This window comes from Chroococcidiopsis cubana SAG 39.79 (assembly GCF_003991895.1).
Lineage (GTDB): Bacteria > Cyanobacteriota > Cyanobacteriia > Cyanobacteriales > Chroococcidiopsidaceae > Chroococcidiopsis > Chroococcidiopsis thermalis.
Genome location: NZ_RSCK01000117.1, coordinates 1 through 16,333, shown reverse-complemented (window position 1 = coordinate 16,333; position 16,333 = coordinate 1). Strand labels below are relative to the sequence as shown.

At 45.4% G+C, this 16,333-nt stretch carries 16 protein-coding genes; 8 read left to right on the top strand and 8 right to left on the bottom strand.

The window, feature by feature from the left end:
• Positions 1-239: 239 nt before the first annotated feature.
• Positions 240-899 carry a DUF4230 domain-containing protein gene (locus DSM107010_RS32940; RefSeq protein WP_106167200.1) on the bottom strand — a complete coding sequence of 220 codons (660 nt, stop codon included), beginning with the start codon at positions 897-899 and terminating at the stop codon, positions 240-242.
• Positions 900-1,115: 216 nt separating this feature from the next.
• Here DSM107010_RS32940 and DSM107010_RS43355 point away from each other — a divergent pair, with 216 nt between their 5' ends.
• Together DSM107010_RS43355 and DSM107010_RS40520 are read left to right on the top strand one after the other, a co-directional pair.
• Positions 1,116-1,241: a DUF6888 family protein gene (locus DSM107010_RS43355; RefSeq protein WP_373425465.1), complete on the top strand. Its 126-nt coding sequence runs from the start codon at positions 1,116-1,118 to the stop codon at positions 1,239-1,241.
• Positions 1,241-1,393: a DUF6887 family protein gene (locus tag DSM107010_RS40520; protein ID WP_181246335.1), complete on the top strand. Its 153-nt coding sequence runs from the start codon at positions 1,241-1,243 to the stop codon at positions 1,391-1,393. The genes DSM107010_RS43355 and DSM107010_RS40520 overlap by 1 nt, the downstream gene beginning before the upstream one ends.
• Positions 1,394-1,433: 40 nt before the next feature.
• On the opposite strand, the gene DSM107010_RS32935 is transcribed toward DSM107010_RS40520, so the two are convergent.
• The gene (locus tag DSM107010_RS32935) at positions 1,434-2,294 is read right to left on the bottom strand and encodes a D-alanyl-D-alanine carboxypeptidase family protein (RefSeq protein WP_106167201.1); all 861 of its coding nucleotides are present in this window, start codon (positions 2,292-2,294) and stop codon (positions 1,434-1,436) included.
• Positions 2,295-2,453: 159 nt separating this feature from the next.
• Between DSM107010_RS32935 and DSM107010_RS32930 the strand changes: the two genes are divergently transcribed.
• On the top strand, positions 2,454-3,443 hold the full coding sequence (locus DSM107010_RS32930) for an AEC family transporter (RefSeq protein ID WP_106167202.1): 990 nt from the start codon (positions 2,454-2,456) through the stop codon (positions 3,441-3,443).
• Between the two features lie 103 nt (positions 3,444-3,546).
• On the opposite strand, the gene DSM107010_RS32925 is transcribed toward DSM107010_RS32930, so the two are convergent.
• Entirely contained in the window at positions 3,547-4,422 is an 876-nt protein-coding gene (locus tag DSM107010_RS32925) for a helix-turn-helix domain-containing protein (RefSeq protein ID WP_106167203.1), read from the bottom strand.
• Positions 4,423-4,589: 167 nt separating this feature from the next.
• On the opposite strand from DSM107010_RS32925, the gene DSM107010_RS32920 reads away from it, so the two are divergent.
• Both DSM107010_RS32920 and DSM107010_RS32915 read left to right on the top strand, forming a co-directional pair.
• The gene (locus tag DSM107010_RS32920) at positions 4,590-4,862 is read left to right on the top strand and encodes a hypothetical protein (protein ID WP_106167204.1); all 273 of its coding nucleotides are present in this window, start codon (positions 4,590-4,592) and stop codon (positions 4,860-4,862) included.
• 73 nt (positions 4,863-4,935) lie between these two features.
• Positions 4,936-6,336: an MATE family efflux transporter gene (locus DSM107010_RS32915; RefSeq protein ID WP_106167205.1), complete on the top strand. Its 1,401-nt coding sequence runs from the start codon at positions 4,936-4,938 to the stop codon at positions 6,334-6,336.
• Between the two features lie 180 nt (positions 6,337-6,516).
• Here the strand turns inward: DSM107010_RS32915 and DSM107010_RS32910 are convergent, their stop codons facing one another.
• The gene (locus DSM107010_RS32910) at positions 6,517-6,936 is read right to left on the bottom strand and encodes a GNAT family acetyltransferase (protein WP_106167206.1); all 420 of its coding nucleotides are present in this window, start codon (positions 6,934-6,936) and stop codon (positions 6,517-6,519) included.
• A gap of 63 nt (positions 6,937-6,999) precedes the next feature.
• Positions 7,000-7,524 carry a phosphoribosyltransferase gene (locus DSM107010_RS32905; protein WP_106167207.1) on the bottom strand — a complete coding sequence of 175 codons (525 nt, stop codon included), beginning with the start codon at positions 7,522-7,524 and terminating at the stop codon, positions 7,000-7,002.
• A 68-nt stretch (positions 7,525-7,592) separates the two neighbouring features.
• Between DSM107010_RS32905 and DSM107010_RS32900 the strand changes: the two genes are divergently transcribed.
• On the top strand, positions 7,593-9,041 hold the full coding sequence (locus DSM107010_RS32900; RefSeq protein ID WP_106167208.1) for an MFS transporter: 1,449 nt from the start codon (positions 7,593-7,595) through the stop codon (positions 9,039-9,041).
• A gap of 76 nt (positions 9,042-9,117) precedes the next feature.
• A complete protein-coding gene (locus tag DSM107010_RS32895) occupies positions 9,118-9,465 on the top strand; it encodes a 4a-hydroxytetrahydrobiopterin dehydratase (protein ID WP_015153413.1) in 348 nt (115 codons plus the stop codon).
• Positions 9,466-9,682: 217 nt separating this feature from the next.
• Here DSM107010_RS32895 and DSM107010_RS32890 read toward each other — a convergent pair whose 3' ends face one another.
• The 3 genes from DSM107010_RS32890 to DSM107010_RS32880 all read right to left on the bottom strand — a co-directional run bounded on the left by DSM107010_RS32890 (position 9,683) and on the right by DSM107010_RS32880 (position 14,853).
• Positions 9,683-10,921, bottom strand: coding sequence for a DUF4912 domain-containing protein (locus tag DSM107010_RS32890; protein WP_106167209.1), 1,239 nt, complete (start codon positions 10,919-10,921; stop codon positions 9,683-9,685).
• A 554-nt stretch (positions 10,922-11,475) separates the two neighbouring features.
• Positions 11,476-12,450 (bottom strand): AEC family transporter, encoded by a 975-nt coding sequence (locus DSM107010_RS32885; RefSeq protein WP_015153411.1) that lies wholly within the window; start codon positions 12,448-12,450, stop codon positions 11,476-11,478.
• Positions 12,451-12,588: 138 nt separating this feature from the next.
• Positions 12,589-14,853: an IMS domain-containing protein gene (locus tag DSM107010_RS32880; protein WP_015153410.1), complete on the bottom strand. Its 2,265-nt coding sequence runs from the start codon at positions 14,851-14,853 to the stop codon at positions 12,589-12,591.
• A 386-nt stretch (positions 14,854-15,239) separates the two neighbouring features.
• Here DSM107010_RS32880 and pdhA point away from each other — a divergent pair.
• Positions 15,240-16,333: pyruvate dehydrogenase (acetyl-transferring) E1 component subunit alpha (gene pdhA / locus DSM107010_RS32875; RefSeq protein WP_127025001.1), on the top strand; the 1,094-nt coding region annotated here is incomplete at its 3' end.

The following is a 16,333-nucleotide window of genomic DNA, read 5'->3' as shown; positions in this document are numbered from 1 at the left end:
TGACCCACATCAACGTATTTGCCGCTCACAAAGCCAAGTCAGGCTATCTTTGGGCTTAGAAAGTTTTAAAGTCCCACTATTTGATTCATGAACGTGGAGCAGGCTAGAAGCCTGCTTTACAAATCATTTAGAACTGCTATAGCTTCTTATACCGCTTTGGATTTTACTAAATTGTAGGGTAGGCATTGCCCACCTACGTGCTTATGTTTCACTCACAAACCTCTGCTGCATTTGAATTGCTAGACATGCGATTTAACACATGAACCTTCAGGGGGAAGTTGAGTTTGTACAATGATTTCTCTATAACCTCTATATTTGAGAATTTGGCTTAGCAAATGCTCAACAGTTTGTTGAACGCGGTCGCTAGCAGTTTTTATTAACCAATTTTGACAAGCAGCTTCTTCAACTTTTCTAATAGCTTCACGCTGCGCCTGTGCCTGTAAATTAACTACGTCGGGACCCCATCCAAGAAAACCTCGATCGTAAGAATAAACGCTGGAGTGTTCCAAATCGAGCTTGCTGTCAAGAACTTTTAATGGAGGTAAAGTCACAGTAATTTCGTCTCCTTCAGCCTGCACGCTATCCGATTGAAACTCTCTGAGATCGACACCAACTCTAACATTACCGTGAGCAATATAAAGTAATTTACTCTCTGTATTCAAGAACCCCTTCTCACTCACAGGCACTACAGCGTCCATTTCAAACATAGCTGTGGTTAACTCACTTACGTCTCTAATTTGACGAACTATAAGTGAGCCAGGATCGACTGTGGTATCTAAATTATTCACTTGGTTTCCAAGTCTAAAATTCAACCACAATACAGTAATTAACAGAAATACAATAATTCCAAGTAATACTTTATTGACTAAATTTGATTCCCCGATGGAGCTGGATATCATACTTTCATCTCCTTAAGAATATATACTTTGTCGGATTGTCCAAACCTAGTATTCCCAAGCTAAGGAGACAAAGCACGTCACTACCTTGTTATTATACGGAAATTTCTATTGCTTTTTAAAAAGCACACCAAGAGCTAAAATATTGATATTCCATAAGGAAGTCTTTCTATTACCACAGCAGAACAAGCCCTGAGTTGTGTTATCACCTGTTAAAGATTGACATCATTATTCCTACCAATTTTTTTTGTTTGCTTTGACGATCGCACAACTGAAATATTCATCTTGGCAGGTGAAGAAACTGAAATTGTAATTGACCGTAATGGCATAAGGAGATTTCTTTAATGAAACCCGATTTTCAAACAATAACTAGAGCAGAGTTACGAGCTTATCTATTAGAACATCGAGACGATCGCGAAGCATTCTATGCTTACATGGATAAACTAGCAACGGAACCCGTGCTAGCCGTTCATTCTCCTCAGATACTACACCTTTAGATGAGACGATCGCCAAACTCATACAACAACGCAAAAACAATTAAGGTGTGTTGCGATCGAGATTTTTGGCTTTATAAAATGTTTCTAAACTATCGCGATCGCCCACAAATCTCCAGTGCCAAGGTTCGTAACTTACCCCCTGCGAGTTATTCTTAGGAAAAGACATTTCAAAGTGAAATCGCGCTGCATTTGCCTCTAACCATCTAAAGGCTTTCGTCTTCTCAAAATTAGTATTTAAATTTGTTGCTGGGGTATTTCCATCACCAATATCTACGGCGTAACCTGTATGATGCTCGCTGTAGCCTGGAGGGGCGCTGACTTCGGCACGTTTGGTTACAGATTGTCCCCGTTCTGCTTGAATACCAAAATAGATGTGCTGCTGATCTTGGGTAGAACGAAAACCGGAAATTGGTACTAAACTTATCCCTGAAGCCCTAGCTGCCCGTACCATCGCCTGAAACTCCTCGGCAGCAGCTTGACGCAACCTCATGGCACTTCCTGGTAGAATTGGCACGAGTTCTGTTTCGGGGGCTTCCTGATAAGGTAAATGTCCTAAAAGGTTGTCCGAGCGAGCGGGAGAAGGATTGACTGCTACTGGTGTTTGTGGTGTTGCAGGGGTAGTAGAAACAGTCGGACTAGGAGAAACAGTAGGTGTAGGCTGAGTGACTGTATTTGGTGACGGAGCATTAAAGTACCATAAACCAGTCCCTACCGCGATCGCGCCTACAGCCAGCAAACCACCAATGAAGTAAATCGGCTTGCCACTGGAAGCACGATTTGATGAAGTGACAGAATTAGAAGGGGTTGCATCCCGCAAAGCCTCTGGAATATCATCGGGCGATCGACGATTTGCAGAATTTGAATGTTTTTGTCGCTTTCTCGACAAGTCAGCGTTATCCACAACTCACTCCTTACAGTTCGCCCCGCCAACGTCAAGTTTACAATTGCCAATTGTAAACTTAAGACTGATTAACGGCTAAGTGTCAATTCGTTAAACTGCACTAGTCCATTATTCCCCATTCCCCACTAATTCTTTCAGAAGAATAATTTTCTTTTCGTAATGCAGCTTTTGATACTATACGCCCAATTAATTGGGTTGGTTTCGTTAGGCTTTTGCGCCAGCAGCAGAATACCTCAACTCTCTCCCCATACTTTGGGACAATTTCTGTTTTGGATTGGAGTCCCGATTAGTATTGTTGCCTTCTTGCGCCAAGCCGACTTGTCAGGTGCTATTTGGATTGCGCCGATATGCGCTTGGACAGCTATTTTACTCGGAGCAGGTTTAGCGTGGGGGTGGATTAAGCTAAAAGTCAAAAGTCAAAAGTTAAAAGTCAAAAAACAAGAGCAGGGGAATAGGGAAGCAACAATCAACAACCAACAACTACCAATTACCAACTACCCATTACCTACCCAAGGTAGTTTTCTGCTAGCTGCTATGGTAGGCAACACGGGTTATATTGGGTTTCCCGTGGCTTTGGCGGTGGTGGGAACGCAGTATTTTGGCTGGACGCTGTTTTACGATTTGTTGGGATCGACTTTGGGATCTTATGGTTTAGGTGTAGTGCTAGCGGCGCGATTTGGGAAGGGAGTTAGCGATCGCACTTCACTCATCCAGGCAATATTAATCAATCCTGCTTTGTGGAGTATGGGGTTTGGCTTGTTATTTCGTCAAGTTGCCTTACCTGCTGTCGCAGAATCAGTTTTATCCAGCTTGGGTTGGAGTGTGGTTGCTTTATCGTTGGTTCTCATCGGGATGCGCTTGCAACATCTCAAGTCTTGGCACAATCTACCCAAAGCCGCAGTTAGTTTAACAATTAAAATGCTGATCGTTCCTTTAGTTGTAGGTAGTGTCTTAACTCTATGTGGTTTTACAGGCGCGCCTCAACTAGCGATCGTTTTACAAATGGCTATGCCTCCCGCTTTTGCTACTCTCGTAATTGCGGAAGCTTACGATCTCGATCGCGATTTGGCTGTGACGGCTTTAGCACTCGGTTCTGCAAGTCTGTTGTTGACTTTGCCACTGTGGTTGTGGTTGTTTGGTGTTCGTTAGAACCGGGCTATTGCAAAAGTTTTATTTTGTATGTCGCGCAAAGGCGCAAAGGCGCAAAGAAAGACGCTAGTTTTGACTTTTAACTTTTGACTTTTGACTTTGTTCATCCAGCTCGGTAAGCTTTGGGTGTTATGCCTGTGAGTTGACGAAATTGTTTGCTTAAATGGCTGTGGCTGTTAAAGCCGGATTGTAGAGCGATTTCGACTACTGATAGGTTTGTTTGTTTCAACAATTGTTTTGCTCGTTCTATTCTCTGCTGAAGTAAGTATTGATGAGGAGAAATTCCCAGAGATTGCTTGAATAGGCGGCTGAAATGAAACTGACTCATACTAAGTATTTGAGCTAAATCTGCTAGTTTAATATCTCGATCTAGATGAGCGTTGATATATTCTGAAACTTGTAATAGCCTACGATCGCCTAATCCTCCCTCATAAAGTGCTACACGTGGTTGAGTTGTGGCATAGTCGCGAAGTAAATGCACTGTTAGCAGGTTTGCTAGAGATTCGATATAGAGGCGATTCACCCAAGCATCGTTTTGATGCAATGCCGATCGCAACATCATCGCTATCTGCTCGATTTGCGGGTTGCGTACCCGAAATTCCGGTATAATTTCGAGGCGATTAGGATCGATTTCGATCGCTTCTTTTGCTACCTGTTGTAAGAACTGGGGCGGGATTTGGATGTGTAAGTAGCAATCCTCGCCTTCCGAGCGATATGAAGAAGGGAGATGAGCGGGGGTGATGGAAATATCGCCTTTAGTATAGAGTCCTACATAACGGCGATCGCCCATAATTTGATGCAGGCGATTGGGTTTCGTCGCCAGACATACGGCGATCGCGTGTTCTGGCAAGGCGAAATGCTCTATTCCTCCAGGGGGTTGCTGAAATTCTTCAACAATAATTGATTCCCAACCTAAATTTTGACTCGATGCGATCGGTAATTTGGGATCGCGTGTTGGAGTGTGTAATGCTTTCGCCATCTGTGCTTTAGCCTTCTACAAAACTGACCGCAAGATTTTGATAGTCGCGCAAGATTCAAATAGATCGAAGCTTTGAGTTTCCTTATTCTGTAATTGTAACGGTAAAGTTACATACTGTAACGCCAAAATTAACTAACCGAATTTTATTTAAATGATAGGAGATTGAGATGCTGCTAAAAAAGTATGCAAACGGGGATAATTGTCAAGCAATCGATTTAGTAAAGTCGATCAAAAGTATTGCGATCGCCAATATTCTCAACCAGCGCGATCGCGCCTCAGTTGCTGGTTGGTTATTTCTAATTGGCTCGTTAATGTTTGTATTTGATGCCATATTAGAAGTTTCTAAAGGTGTCACTTTATCTGCTGTTTTGCATTTTTCAGCCAGCATTATATTCACGATTGGCTCAATTCTTTTTATGCCCGATCCTACTCAAAATTAATTTGACAAACTTTGATTCTACAACTTTTTCGTCTGCTCCCTGCTCCCTACTATACAGTCCTAGATATTTTGTCATGTCTTCTCATACCCTTCGCTTCAACATTCAGACTGAAATTAAGGAGTTTCTCAAACTTGCTATTCCTCTAGTCAGCGCCCAACTTGCCCAATCTGTCACGGGTTTTGCCGATACGGTCGTCATGGGTAGGTTGGGACAAGAAACTCTCGCAGCAGGCGGATTAGCCTCCATCACGTTTATGACGCTGTTAAATACCGCAACTAGCATGGTGGTAGGAGTTAGCCCGCTTGTAGCAGCAGCGTATGGTGCAGGAGATAAATCGCGAGTCACGCAGATAACGCGCCAGGGGTTATGGATATCGGTGGTTCTGGCAATTGCTCTGATGCCGATTGTCGGACGTTTGGACGCGCTGATGCTTCAGCTCGGACAAACTTCTAGAACTGCTGCTTTAGCCAATGAATATTTAGATGTTGCACTTTGGGGAATATTTCCAGCTTTGGGGTTTACCGTACTCAGAAGTTTAGTAGCTGGCGTATCGCAAGCACGTCCGGTTATGGTTATTGCGATCGCTTGGACGCTGTTTGATATCGCAGGTAATTATCTCTTAGGTTTGGGTATGTTTGGTTTTCCGCACCTGGGACTGGTGGGTTTGGCATTGACAAGCGCTCTCAGTTTTTGGGGTAGATTTTTGTCTTTAGCCGTCTACATACTCTGGCACAAGCAACTAAGAATTTACGGTATTTTTCAGGCATTACATCAAATTAAACCGCGCATTATTTGGGAACTCCTGTGGCTGGGCGCGCCGATTGGGATAGCGACAGCTATAGAATATGGGCTGTTTAATATTGTCACGTTCCTGATGGGGATGTTAGGAACTGAGATTTTGGCAGCACACCAAATCGTTTTACAAACTACGGTGGTTTTTTATATGATTCCCTTGGGAATGTCATACGCGACAACAGTGCGAGTCGGTCAATGGCTGGGACAGCAAAACTTAAAAGCAGCTAAACGAGCCGGATACGTCAGTATGGTTTTAGGTGCTAGCTCGATGACACTCATGGCGATCGCGGTGTTAATTTTTCCTCAACAAATAATAGGATTATTTATCGATCTTCGCGACCCAGCAAATGCAAACGTTTTATCAATTGCTGTCCCTATGCTGTTCGTAGCAGCTTTAGGAGAAATTGTCGATGGAGTGCAAAGAACTGCCAATGGCGTACTGCAAGGACTGCAAGATACTCGCGTCCCCATGTTACTAGGCTTTTTAGCTTATTGGGGAGCTGGTTTGACCAGTGGTTATCTACTAGGTTTCCAATTTGGTTTGGGTGGTGTAGGGTTGTGGATCGGACAGTCAATTGGACTGGCGATCGCATCTATTGCATTTATCTGGCGATTTCGCCAACTATCTTCCCGCAAGCAATTACAATATTCTCTTTGTTCCTGTCCTCCAAATTCTTAATCGTGTAGAGACGTTACATGTAACGTCTCTACATCTGTTAATAAAGGGTAATAAATCGAATTTTTGCCGAATCTCTAATAAAGAAGTATCCAACCAAGGTTCATAGTTAAGAAATGGATAATATTTCCGAGTTCCACGAGTCTTAAACCACATCATAATTAATTCTGCTAAAAGTTGCGACTAGCGATCGTCATATTCTAATCGCTTGCCTAAACTTACAACATCATCTATCGCATAACCTAAATGTTGATAAAATTCGATTACTGTAATATTTGTAGACCTGATCTGCAAACTAATTTTGGGACAACCCGCTTCACGCAATAGCCGTTCTGCCTCTACCATCATTGCTTGTCCGAATCCTTGCCTTTGATATTCAGGCGCAACGGCAAGGTAATTAATCCAGCCTCGGTGTCCTTCATATCCTGCCATCACAGTTGCGATTAGTTCTTGTTCGATACCCACAAGGAATAGATGAGGTTGAACGCAAAGCTTACGGTAAATGTCTTTTTTGGGATCGTTCCACGGACGAGTCAAGCCGCATCGCTGCCATAAAGCAATAACAGCGGACTCATCAGCCAGTTCAAAAGAGCGGATCTTCATATTGCGTTCCCATGTAGATGCAAGCCGTGCGAGATAACTGTACGGGCGCACAGCTGTGCGCCCCTACGAGACTCCCGCTTCCTGATGCAATGCAGCTAATTCTGCAATATTCATCTTTTCATAAGGCTCAAACGGTTGGTGAATCCAGGGACTATCGGGTAAGTAATCGACATAATAATCTGGGACAAACGCAGAACAGCCTTTGTACCACAAAACAGCAGTGCGAATTTCTTCAACTTCCGTACCAAATTGCTCTTGCAACCAGGGAACAGTCTGCTGTAGCGTCACGCCAGAGTCTACCAAATCGTCAACCAAGAGGATGCGAGAACCTAATTTATCTGTTGTCATGGTTAAGTAACGGGAGACAACTAGACTACCTCTTTCTTGCTTACCTGCACCCACATAAGATGAAGTTGCTAAAATTGCTAGCGGTTGTTCGTAAATGCGGGAAAGAATGTCGCCTACCCGCAAACCTCCCCGTGCGAGACAGACAATTTGATTGAAGTGCCACTGCGACTGATAAACCTGGACTGCCAACTTCTCAATTGTGCGGTGGTAGTCCGACCAAGAAACATAAAGATCTGACATAAGGGGTACAATTTAGCGCTAATACTAGATGGCAGAGTCATTTATTCTAAACTTTTACCATCTTGTTTATGCATAATTCCTCCCCTAATGGTGATTCTGAAGCAACATCTTTCAGTGACAAGTTAGACTTAAAAACCAAACTTGCCTATGGTGCAGGGGATTTGGGACCAGCAATTGCTGCTGGGATTGGTGGATTTTTTCTGCTGGTTTTTTTTACAAATGTAGCTGGCATTCCCGCCGGGTTAGCTGGCAGCATTTTGCTGATTGGCAAAATCTGGGATGCAGTTAATGACCCAATTGTAGGAGTGCTGACCGATAAAACTAAATCTCGCCGTTGGGGTCGGCGTTTACCTTGGTTATTTTATGGAGCCATTCCCTTTGGGATTTTTTTCTTTTTACAGTGGATTGTACCGCGCTTTAGTACCGAGCCTACCAGCCAAATGTGTAGCTTGTTTTGGTATTACGTCGTCATTGGGGTAGTGTCTCAAGTTTTTTATACTGTGGTCAATTTGCCTTATACGGCAATGACTCCAGAACTAACTCAAGATTACGACGAGCGGACAAGTCTGAATAGTTTTCGCTTTATTTTTTCCATTGGTGGCAGTATTTTTTCGCTAATTTTGGCACAAATTGTCTTTTCGACAATTAGCGATCGCCAGCAACAATTCTTTATTTTAGCAGCTATTTGCGCGGTAGTTGCCACTTTATCACTTTACTGGTGCGTTTACGGCACGCGCGATCGCATTTTGGCATTTGAAGCCAGACGCACGGCAGTTGAAGAACCGCCAGCTCTACCAATTAAAGAACAATTCAAAATTGTTTTTACCAACAAACCGTTCTTATACGTTATTGGAATTTACCTTTTTTCTTGGTTAGCTGTACAAGTTACAGCTAGTATTATTCCTTACTTTGTTGTCAACTGCTTGCAACTAAGAGAAGCACAAGTTCCTACAGTTCTCATTGCTGTACAAGGAACTGCAATTTTCATGTTAATACTGTGGAGCCATCTAAGTAAAAGAATTGGCAAAAAAACTGTTTATTTTATGGGAACAATTTTATGGATATTGGCAGCGATCGGATTATTTTTCATCCAACCTGGACAATTGGGTTTAATGTTTGCTTTAGCAGTCATAACAGGCATGGGAGTATCTACAGCTTATCTAATTCCCTGGTCGATGATGCCGGATGTAATTGAATTAGATGAGTTGAATACCGGACAGCGCCGCGAAGGAATTTTTTACGGTTTTATGGTGTTGTTGCAAAAATTCGGATTAGCTTTCGGTTTATTTTTAGTTGGAAATGCCTTGCAAGCATCTGGGTTTAGGGAAGCTGCGGCGGGACAAGAACTACCAACACAACCAGAATCAGCATTATTTGCCATTCGTCTTGCTGCTAGCGTTCTACCTGTAATTTTCCTGATTGGCGGTTTAGTTTTAGCGTATTTCTATCCCATCACTCGTGAGATTCATGCTGAAATTTTGTTGAAATTGAAAGAGCGGAAGCAAGGTAATGGGTAATGGGTAATGGGTTTCAGTCTACATATCTACTCCCACTCGATAAAATTAAACTAGAGATACCAACGTAGATAGTGCTATGGAAACTCTCACGAAACAAAAATGTACTGCTTGCAACAAGGATGCACCACGAGTCACCCCAGAGGAAGAGGCACAACTCAAACCGCAAATTCCCGATTGGCAGATTGTGGAAGTAGAAGGGATACCACATTTAACCCGGACTTATAAATTTCCTGATTTTCAAACTGCTTTGAATTTTACGAATCGCGTGGGTGAAATTGCTGAAGCGGAAGGACATCACCCCGCATTGCTAACCGAATGGGGTAAAGTCAAAGTCAGTTGGTGGACTCATGCCATTTCTGGTTTGCACAAAAACGACTTTATTATGGCAGCTAAAACTGACGAGATTGCGGCTCAATTTACCTGATGCCGATAAAATTTAATTGCGATCGCGCATAGAAGAGGGCGGGTTTATTGAGATTGTAATGGACAAGTAGAGATGTTTGGTGAACCCGCCCCTACATTTACGCATGATTTTGACATACAAAAACCCCGATCGCGATCGGGGTTTTTGCAAACGGGTTGATTATTAATTTTGCGGATCTTGTTGCCCCCCTTTTTAAGGGGGGTTGGGGGGATCTAAACTAGGGCAACCATTCGAGGACGGCTTCTTCCTTAGTATTGGTATTGCGCGAAGGGGTTTCGCGGTTGAACTTCATGTGAATCGAACGAGTTTGTTCGCCATCAGCTGCAACAGCCATAATTGGGTAGTCAATTAACCCATCTTGGAATGACATCTGGAAGCGGAATGTCCCATCTGGATTGAGTTTAATCGGACGACCACCGATAGTTACTGTTGCATCTGGTTCGGTTGCCCCGTAGACAATTAACTCAGCATCGGCAACTAACCAGAACTGACGCGGACGCATGGGAACGGCAGAAGCGGAGAAGCCTACGCCGGACATACCTACGCCAGACATGGTTAAACCAGATACGGTAGGTACTGCCCACATTCCTACGCCAGAGGGGAAGACATAAGAACTGATCGCTTGTTCTGGAACTTGCTGCATGGAACCGAACAGAGAACCCGCAACTCGCTGCGCTTCTGCACCTTGAGCCATGCCGAAAATTTCATCGTAGATTGGATTGCCAGTAGCGGCTGCACCACCAGCTGCCATTGACATACGCTTAGCAGGGGGAACCAGTTCAAATACAGTCTTACCGTGCAGATCTTCTTCCATGCTGACGGTAACGAAGTGGTCTTCAATCCAGTCGCTAGGATAGACGGGGGGAACGTGGACGGTAGCAGAACGAGCTAGAACTAGAAAACGACCGTCAACGCAACGATAACCGATATCTACTGCGTAATCGCGATCGCTTACTGGGATCGGTAAATACCATTCCCGCGCTAGTTCGTCGCAAGGGTATTCTTGAATGCTGTGGGGGCTTTGAAATTCGATATTAATATCTGTCACGTCGTAGAGGCGCAACGCCAACTGTTGTCCGCCTTGGCGACGCAGTTCTTCTTTGTGGTCGTTGGGAATATCCCAGTACGTATACGACCATTGCGGATCGCGGGGCATCAGCACAATTCGGCTTTCGCCGTAGCCTCCAGGTAAATCCGCCAAACCCTCATCCACGTCAGCTAAGGAACCACCAGTCCGGTCTTCTTGTCCCAGTTCAAATTTAGCTGCTTCCACTGTTTCTTGTGCCTCCAGATTACGCGGTTGAGTGCTAGAGAGTTTAGTACGCTCGGCTTGTTGTATTGCTGCCAATAGTTGCGACTTACGCATTCGACTGTAGCGGGAGATGCTATATTCACTAGCAACCCGACGCAACTGCCGCAGTGTCATGTCGTCTAGAGGTGGGCGTTCTTTCGCCATAGATTTGACCTCCGATATGAAGTACGAATTCGGAATTCGGAATTCGGAATTCAGAATTAGTGAAAGAGAAGCTCTCTTCTCCCTTTTCCCCGATCGCCATCTTTGCCTTGCGGCAGACAGTATTTTTTTGGGATCGCGGAGATCGCTTTGTTTACTATTTGTAGCAAAAAAACTCTTAGCAAGATCGTTGTTAAAAGACCGATTTCCATCGATCCCACGCAGGTATCGGTTTTTGGGGATCGTTATGTCATGAATCCATGACATAATATTGAAAGCGATCGCGTACTCCTTCAGTTATGTCAAATTTTAATGACATTACATGGCGATCGCCTTCATGTAATCGGGCAGACAGCCATAAAGATTTTTATGAGTAGGGGCGCACAGCCGTGCGCCCTACAAACGTCACATACGCGATCGAGTCCCAATACTTCCTGGTTAAGACAAGATCCCCCCTAACCCCCCTTAAAAAGGGGGGGATTTTTGCCCCTTTTTAAGGGGGTTGGGGGATCTTCAAGATCTTTGCAGTGCTAACCGAGAAGTATTGGATCGAATCCCTAATTCCCAAAGACGTACAACCACAAAGGCAGGACGAGAAGATAGAGAATAGTAGAAAGAATAATACTGCTGGCGATCGTCGTCCGGTCGAGTTCGTACTCTTCAGCAAAAATCAGTCCGGCAAAAGCAGTTGGAACGCCAGACATCAACACCATTGCCAAACGGCGATCGCCCGATAACCCCAATACAAAAGTAGTTGCTACACCCACCAATCCGGGGATAACGATGACTCGCAATACAGCCGGAATTATCCCTTGTTGAAAGCTTTTCCATCCAGGTAGTTGAGACAACCGCATCCCAATTAGTAGAAAAGCGCAGGCGATAACAACATCAATCGATCCCTGCAAGCCTGACTCAATTACAGGTGGGAGTGCCACATCTTGAGTAAAATAACCGATCGCAAAAGCCCAAAGAATCGGTACGGTTAAAACATCTCGAAGATGAATCCACCAGTGATGGGATTGTTCGGAACGACCGAAATAACTAGCAATGAGTACTCCAAACCCGTAAGCACCAACTATGTTATGAGTGATGCTGAAAAATACGATCCAGCTCAAGTACTCTGGATCGATAAAGGTAGGGACGATACTCAATCCTACAAAACCCGTATTTCCTAGCGCCGCAGCTAGGATAAAACTGCCTTGGTAAGATGGCTTGTCCCACGGCTGAGCTAAAAAGCCTGAGATATTGGCATTGGTCGATCGCGCGGCAAACTGCTGCAAGCCCACTAAACATAAATAAGCGATCGCCACCCCAGTGCCAATCGCTGCTAAAGTAATCCCTGGAGCCAATCCCGCTGGCTCTGAAAAATTGGTTTGACGCGCCAAAGCCAGAATTTCCAAAGGAATTCCCACCCAGTAAAGACCGCGACCCAACCAATGAGGTAAAGTCTCCGGTACTAGGCGAAGCATTATTAGCCCCAAACTAGTCCACGCAATCAGGGGCAGGTAAGCATGAAATAAAGTTTCTGTCATATTGAGCTATTAGCTATTAGCTGTGAGCCGTTAGCTGTTTGAGCGACGTGCGAGTGTAAACACAGGAGTGAAGCTAAACCCTAACCCCACAAGTTACAATCCTAATCGCTAATTGCCAATTGCTAATCGCTAAAACTGCTATTTCAGCACCTTCATAGTCTGAATTCGCCAATTACCATTTTGGCGCACTAAGTTGTACTGCACGCGCAGCTTTTCATTATAAGAAGCAGCTCGGTTCAGGCGGTTTCTTTCGTAAACTTGGGCTACTTCTACAACTGTCGCATCTACCTGGGCGCGATCGCTGTTTTTTGGGTCATTTTTCACGCCATTGACCTGAAGGCTGTGCTTGTAGCGCCGGACGCGGCGATTGAGCAAATCGTCTTGAACGCGCTTTTGCCACTGAGATAAAGCTGGCTCGACCAGAATTTGCTTTAATTTATCTGTTGTGTGTTCCGAGCCAAAAGCGGCGGCTTTTGCCGCTAGCCAAGCTTGAATCACTGGAGCTGCTGTATCCCGATTTAACGGTTTTGGTACTGCTGGCTTTGGCTGCGGTCGAGGAATTGCTACAGGCGGTTGGTTCAACTCTACGACTAGTTGTTCTGAGATGACAGGTGGCTGTTGGGCTATGGGTGGAGTTGCGGTTCTGTGGAATAAGGCGAAGATTTGACTGGCGAGAAACCACAAGACAGCTAAACCGAGAGCCCCGCCACCTAACAGTATTGCCAAACGACCAATCTTGAGAGAACCAAAGCCGAGCGCACCAGTGGTGCGCTCCTTGCCATTATCATAGCTTCCTCGCCGTGGCGGACGATTTTTTGAATTGCGGCGCTGGCGAGGTGGTGTAGCTTTTTCCACCCCAGAAGTTGTCTTCGTAGCACTTGAGCTTGCCGTCACTGGCTCTGGATTGGACAACACAGCCACAGTTCCTTGAGAGGAGTTGTCATCTCCTCTGACCTCTAGCTCCCCTGCTCCCCTGCTAGTTGCGGCACTAGCTGCGATCGCCTGTCGTTGACCATTTCTGGCTGTCTCCCGCCCGTTTCCGTCCGTAGCGCGGTCTGCTGGAGCGACAAACTGGTATTCTGCGATCGCATAGTCTGGTTGGCTAGGTAAAGCTTCTAAGTATTCCTGCACGCCAGGATCGGCAAAATAGTCTTTGAGCGAAGCGGTTCGAGTCGCCAAATCGCGAAAGTGAGGAAAGACTTCTGTTTGTAACCACGTTTCGCTATACAGACACAATCCAGGCAGAAGATCGGGCGCACCTTGAGAATTTTTGCGGATAACGGCTAGAGGTTCTTCTTCTTGACTGTGTTGAAGGGCTTCAGTTGCTTCGACTGTTTGACCCAGCAGCAGAGAGCAGATTGCTTGTTCTAGATATAAATCTTGGCGTTTTCCCAACCGCAGCAACAGGATCTTGGCTTGGTGAATCAATGCGGGCATTCGTGCCGCAAACCCCCTGGCAATGGAGGCGTAGACAGCTAAATACGTTGCTACTGCTGAAGGACGCTGGCTTTCTGCCTCAAATAGGCTTTGCTGTTCTGCGGCTGTGAGGTAGTCTCGTAGTTGTTGAATAAAGCCGAGAAAATCCTCAATACTCAGACCCGAACCATCATTGCCAGTACCTTCAATCCCTTGACGATCGCGCAAAATGTCCTGTAACAGATGCAACCCTCGCTGCCTTTCGGCAATGTGAGATTCGGGTTGCGATACCAATTCTAGAATGCGATAGGGGCGCAGTTTCTCTAGGTCGGCAGCAATTTCTGCCGCAGTATTGGGAAATAGCCCTTCTCGTTCTAACAAGCTATACCCTGCTTGGAGAGAAACAGCTGCATTTTCATACCGGTCGTTCTGCCATTGCTCTCGTCCTTGTTGTAGATAGGCAAGAGCCACAGCTAGAACAATATCAGGGCGATCGCTTTGAGCGTCGCTATCTGCTTCGAGATCGCTATTGCTGAGGAAAGACTGACCTAAGTTCAATACTAGTTCGCATTCTCCCGCATCTTGCAGAATTATCAGCGCTCCAATCAGCAGCTCGTCGGCAATTTCAATACTGAGGCGATCGGTTTCAGGTTCAAGTTCAAAATTACGCTCGAAACTCTGAGATGGCGCGTTCGCCTCTTCATCAACGGCATCCGCAGCACCATTCATCACCCCACTGTTTGCTAATTCATCGGCAGAGGCACGATATTCAGCATCATAGCGCTGTCGCTGTTGGGGATCGGACAGGACTCGATAGGCAAGAGAGATGAGTTGATTGCGAATCTCGATTGCTGTCAAAGAATACTCGCGTTGCGGCAGTTGCGCGGTGCGATCGCGGTAAGCTTGTTGCAACTGTTCCGCACTCATCGGCTGAAAAAAATTGGGTGGTAGTCCCAAAATGCGATAGTAATCTAATGGAACGCGCACAGTTAAGCTCCCCTGCACCGTGAGAAAATAAATAGTTTATTTATATCGAGATGTCAAGCGACAGCGTTTTTCCATAGCTTGGCAAAACGTGCCTATATGATAACTTGTGGATTTTAACCTCAAAGTTATTTTATCTACCAGCTTGAAGCATGGATCGTTGAGTCGTTGCGAACTGAAATTTTACTTAATAGAGGAGTGGCTAGTGGCTAGTGGCTAGTGGCTAGTGGCTAGTGGCTAGTGGCTAGTGGCTAGTGGCTAGTGGCTAGTGGCTAGTGCTAAATTCTTCTGTCTAGTCACCAGCCACCAGTCACTAATCACTGATAACTGATAACAGGTTATCTTAAAAAATAATTTCATATTAGCGATCGCAAAGGTATTACATAGTAATGGTTCAGGAGCGGACTTTACCCGTTTTTCACGCTGCTACAGCCCAAATCACCAGAGAACAAGGGCTAGTGCTTTACGAGGATATGGTTTTGGGGCGCATGTTTGAAGATAAATGCGCCGAAATGTATTATCGCGGTAAGATGTTTGGCTTCGTTCACCTATATAACGGTCAAGAAGCCGTCTCTTCTGGCGTAATCCAAGCAATGCGACCAGGAGAAGATTATGTTTGCAGTACTTACCGCGATCACGTCCATGCTCTAAGTGCGGGAGTCCCTGCTAAAGAAGTGTTAGCAGAGTTATTCGGTAAAGCTACAGGCTGTAGTAAAGGGCGTGGCGGTTCGATGCATATGTTTTCTGCCGAGCATCGCTTACTTGGTGGCTATGCTTTTGTCGCTGAAGGTATTCCCGTCGCCGCTGGTGCAGCATTTCAGTCTAAATATCGTCGCGAAGCGCTAGGAGATGCAACCGCCGACCAGGTGACGGCTTGCTTTTTTGGCGATGGAGCCTGCAACAACGGTCAGTTCTACGAAACGCTAAATATGGCGGCTTTGTGGAAATTACCGATTTTATTTGTCGTCGAAAATAATAAGTGGGCGATCGGGATGGCGCACGAACGGGCAACTTCCCAGCCAGAAATTTATAAAAAAGCCAGCGTGTTTGGCATGGAGGGAGTAGAAGTAGACGGAATGGACGTGCTAGCAGTCCACGCCGTAGCTAGAGAAGCTGTAGCCCGCGCCCGTGCTGGGGAAGGACCCACTCTGATTGAAGCCCTTACTTACCGTTTTCGAGGTCACTCTCTCGCCGATCCTGACGAGCTGCGTACCAAGACAGAAAAAGAGTTTTGGTTTGCTCGCGATCCAATTACGAGATTAGCAGCTTATTTAGTCGAGCAAAACCTCGCCCAGCAGGAAGAACTCAAAGCGATCGATCGCAAAATTCAGCAGACCATTGATGAAGCCGTACAATTTGCCGAAAGCAGTCCCGAACCCGATCCCAGCGAACTATATCGCTTTATATATTCAAACCAGGAAGCAAATGCAGCAGGAAGGCAACGCTTGCTATGCACAGGGCGAGCAGCAAACCTGGAGCGATG

Excerpts from the sequence above, each read along its gene's own strand:
- DSM107010_RS32920 (WP_106167204.1), top strand. The coding sequence starts at position 4,590 with ATGCTGCTAAAAAAGTATGCAAACGGGGATAATTGTCAAGCAATCGAT.
- DSM107010_RS32895 (WP_015153413.1), top strand. The coding sequence starts at position 9,118 with ATGGAAACTCTCACGAAACAAAAATGTACTGCTTGCAACAAGGATGCA.
- DSM107010_RS32890 (WP_106167209.1), bottom strand. The coding sequence starts at position 10,921 with ATGGCGAAAGAACGCCCACCTCTAGACGACATGACACTGCGGCAGTTG.
- DSM107010_RS32885 (WP_015153411.1), bottom strand. The coding sequence starts at position 12,450 with ATGACAGAAACTTTATTTCATGCTTACCTGCCCCTGATTGCGTGGACT.
- DSM107010_RS32940 (WP_106167200.1), bottom strand. The coding sequence starts at position 899 with ATGATATCCAGCTCCATCGGGGAATCAAATTTAGTCAATAAAGTATTA.
- DSM107010_RS32925 (WP_106167203.1), bottom strand. The coding sequence starts at position 4,422 with ATGGCGAAAGCATTACACACTCCAACACGCGATCCCAAATTACCGATC.
- DSM107010_RS32910 (WP_106167206.1), bottom strand. The coding sequence starts at position 6,936 with ATGAAGATCCGCTCTTTTGAACTGGCTGATGAGTCCGCTGTTATTGCT.
- DSM107010_RS40520 (WP_181246335.1), top strand. The coding sequence starts at position 1,241 with ATGAAACCCGATTTTCAAACAATAACTAGAGCAGAGTTACGAGCTTAT.
- DSM107010_RS32900 (WP_106167208.1), top strand. The coding sequence starts at position 7,593 with ATGCATAATTCCTCCCCTAATGGTGATTCTGAAGCAACATCTTTCAGT.
- DSM107010_RS32905 (WP_106167207.1), bottom strand. The coding sequence starts at position 7,524 with ATGTCAGATCTTTATGTTTCTTGGTCGGACTACCACCGCACAATTGAG.
- DSM107010_RS32930 (WP_106167202.1), top strand. The coding sequence starts at position 2,454 with ATGCAGCTTTTGATACTATACGCCCAATTAATTGGGTTGGTTTCGTTA.
- DSM107010_RS32915 (WP_106167205.1), top strand. The coding sequence starts at position 4,936 with ATGTCTTCTCATACCCTTCGCTTCAACATTCAGACTGAAATTAAGGAG.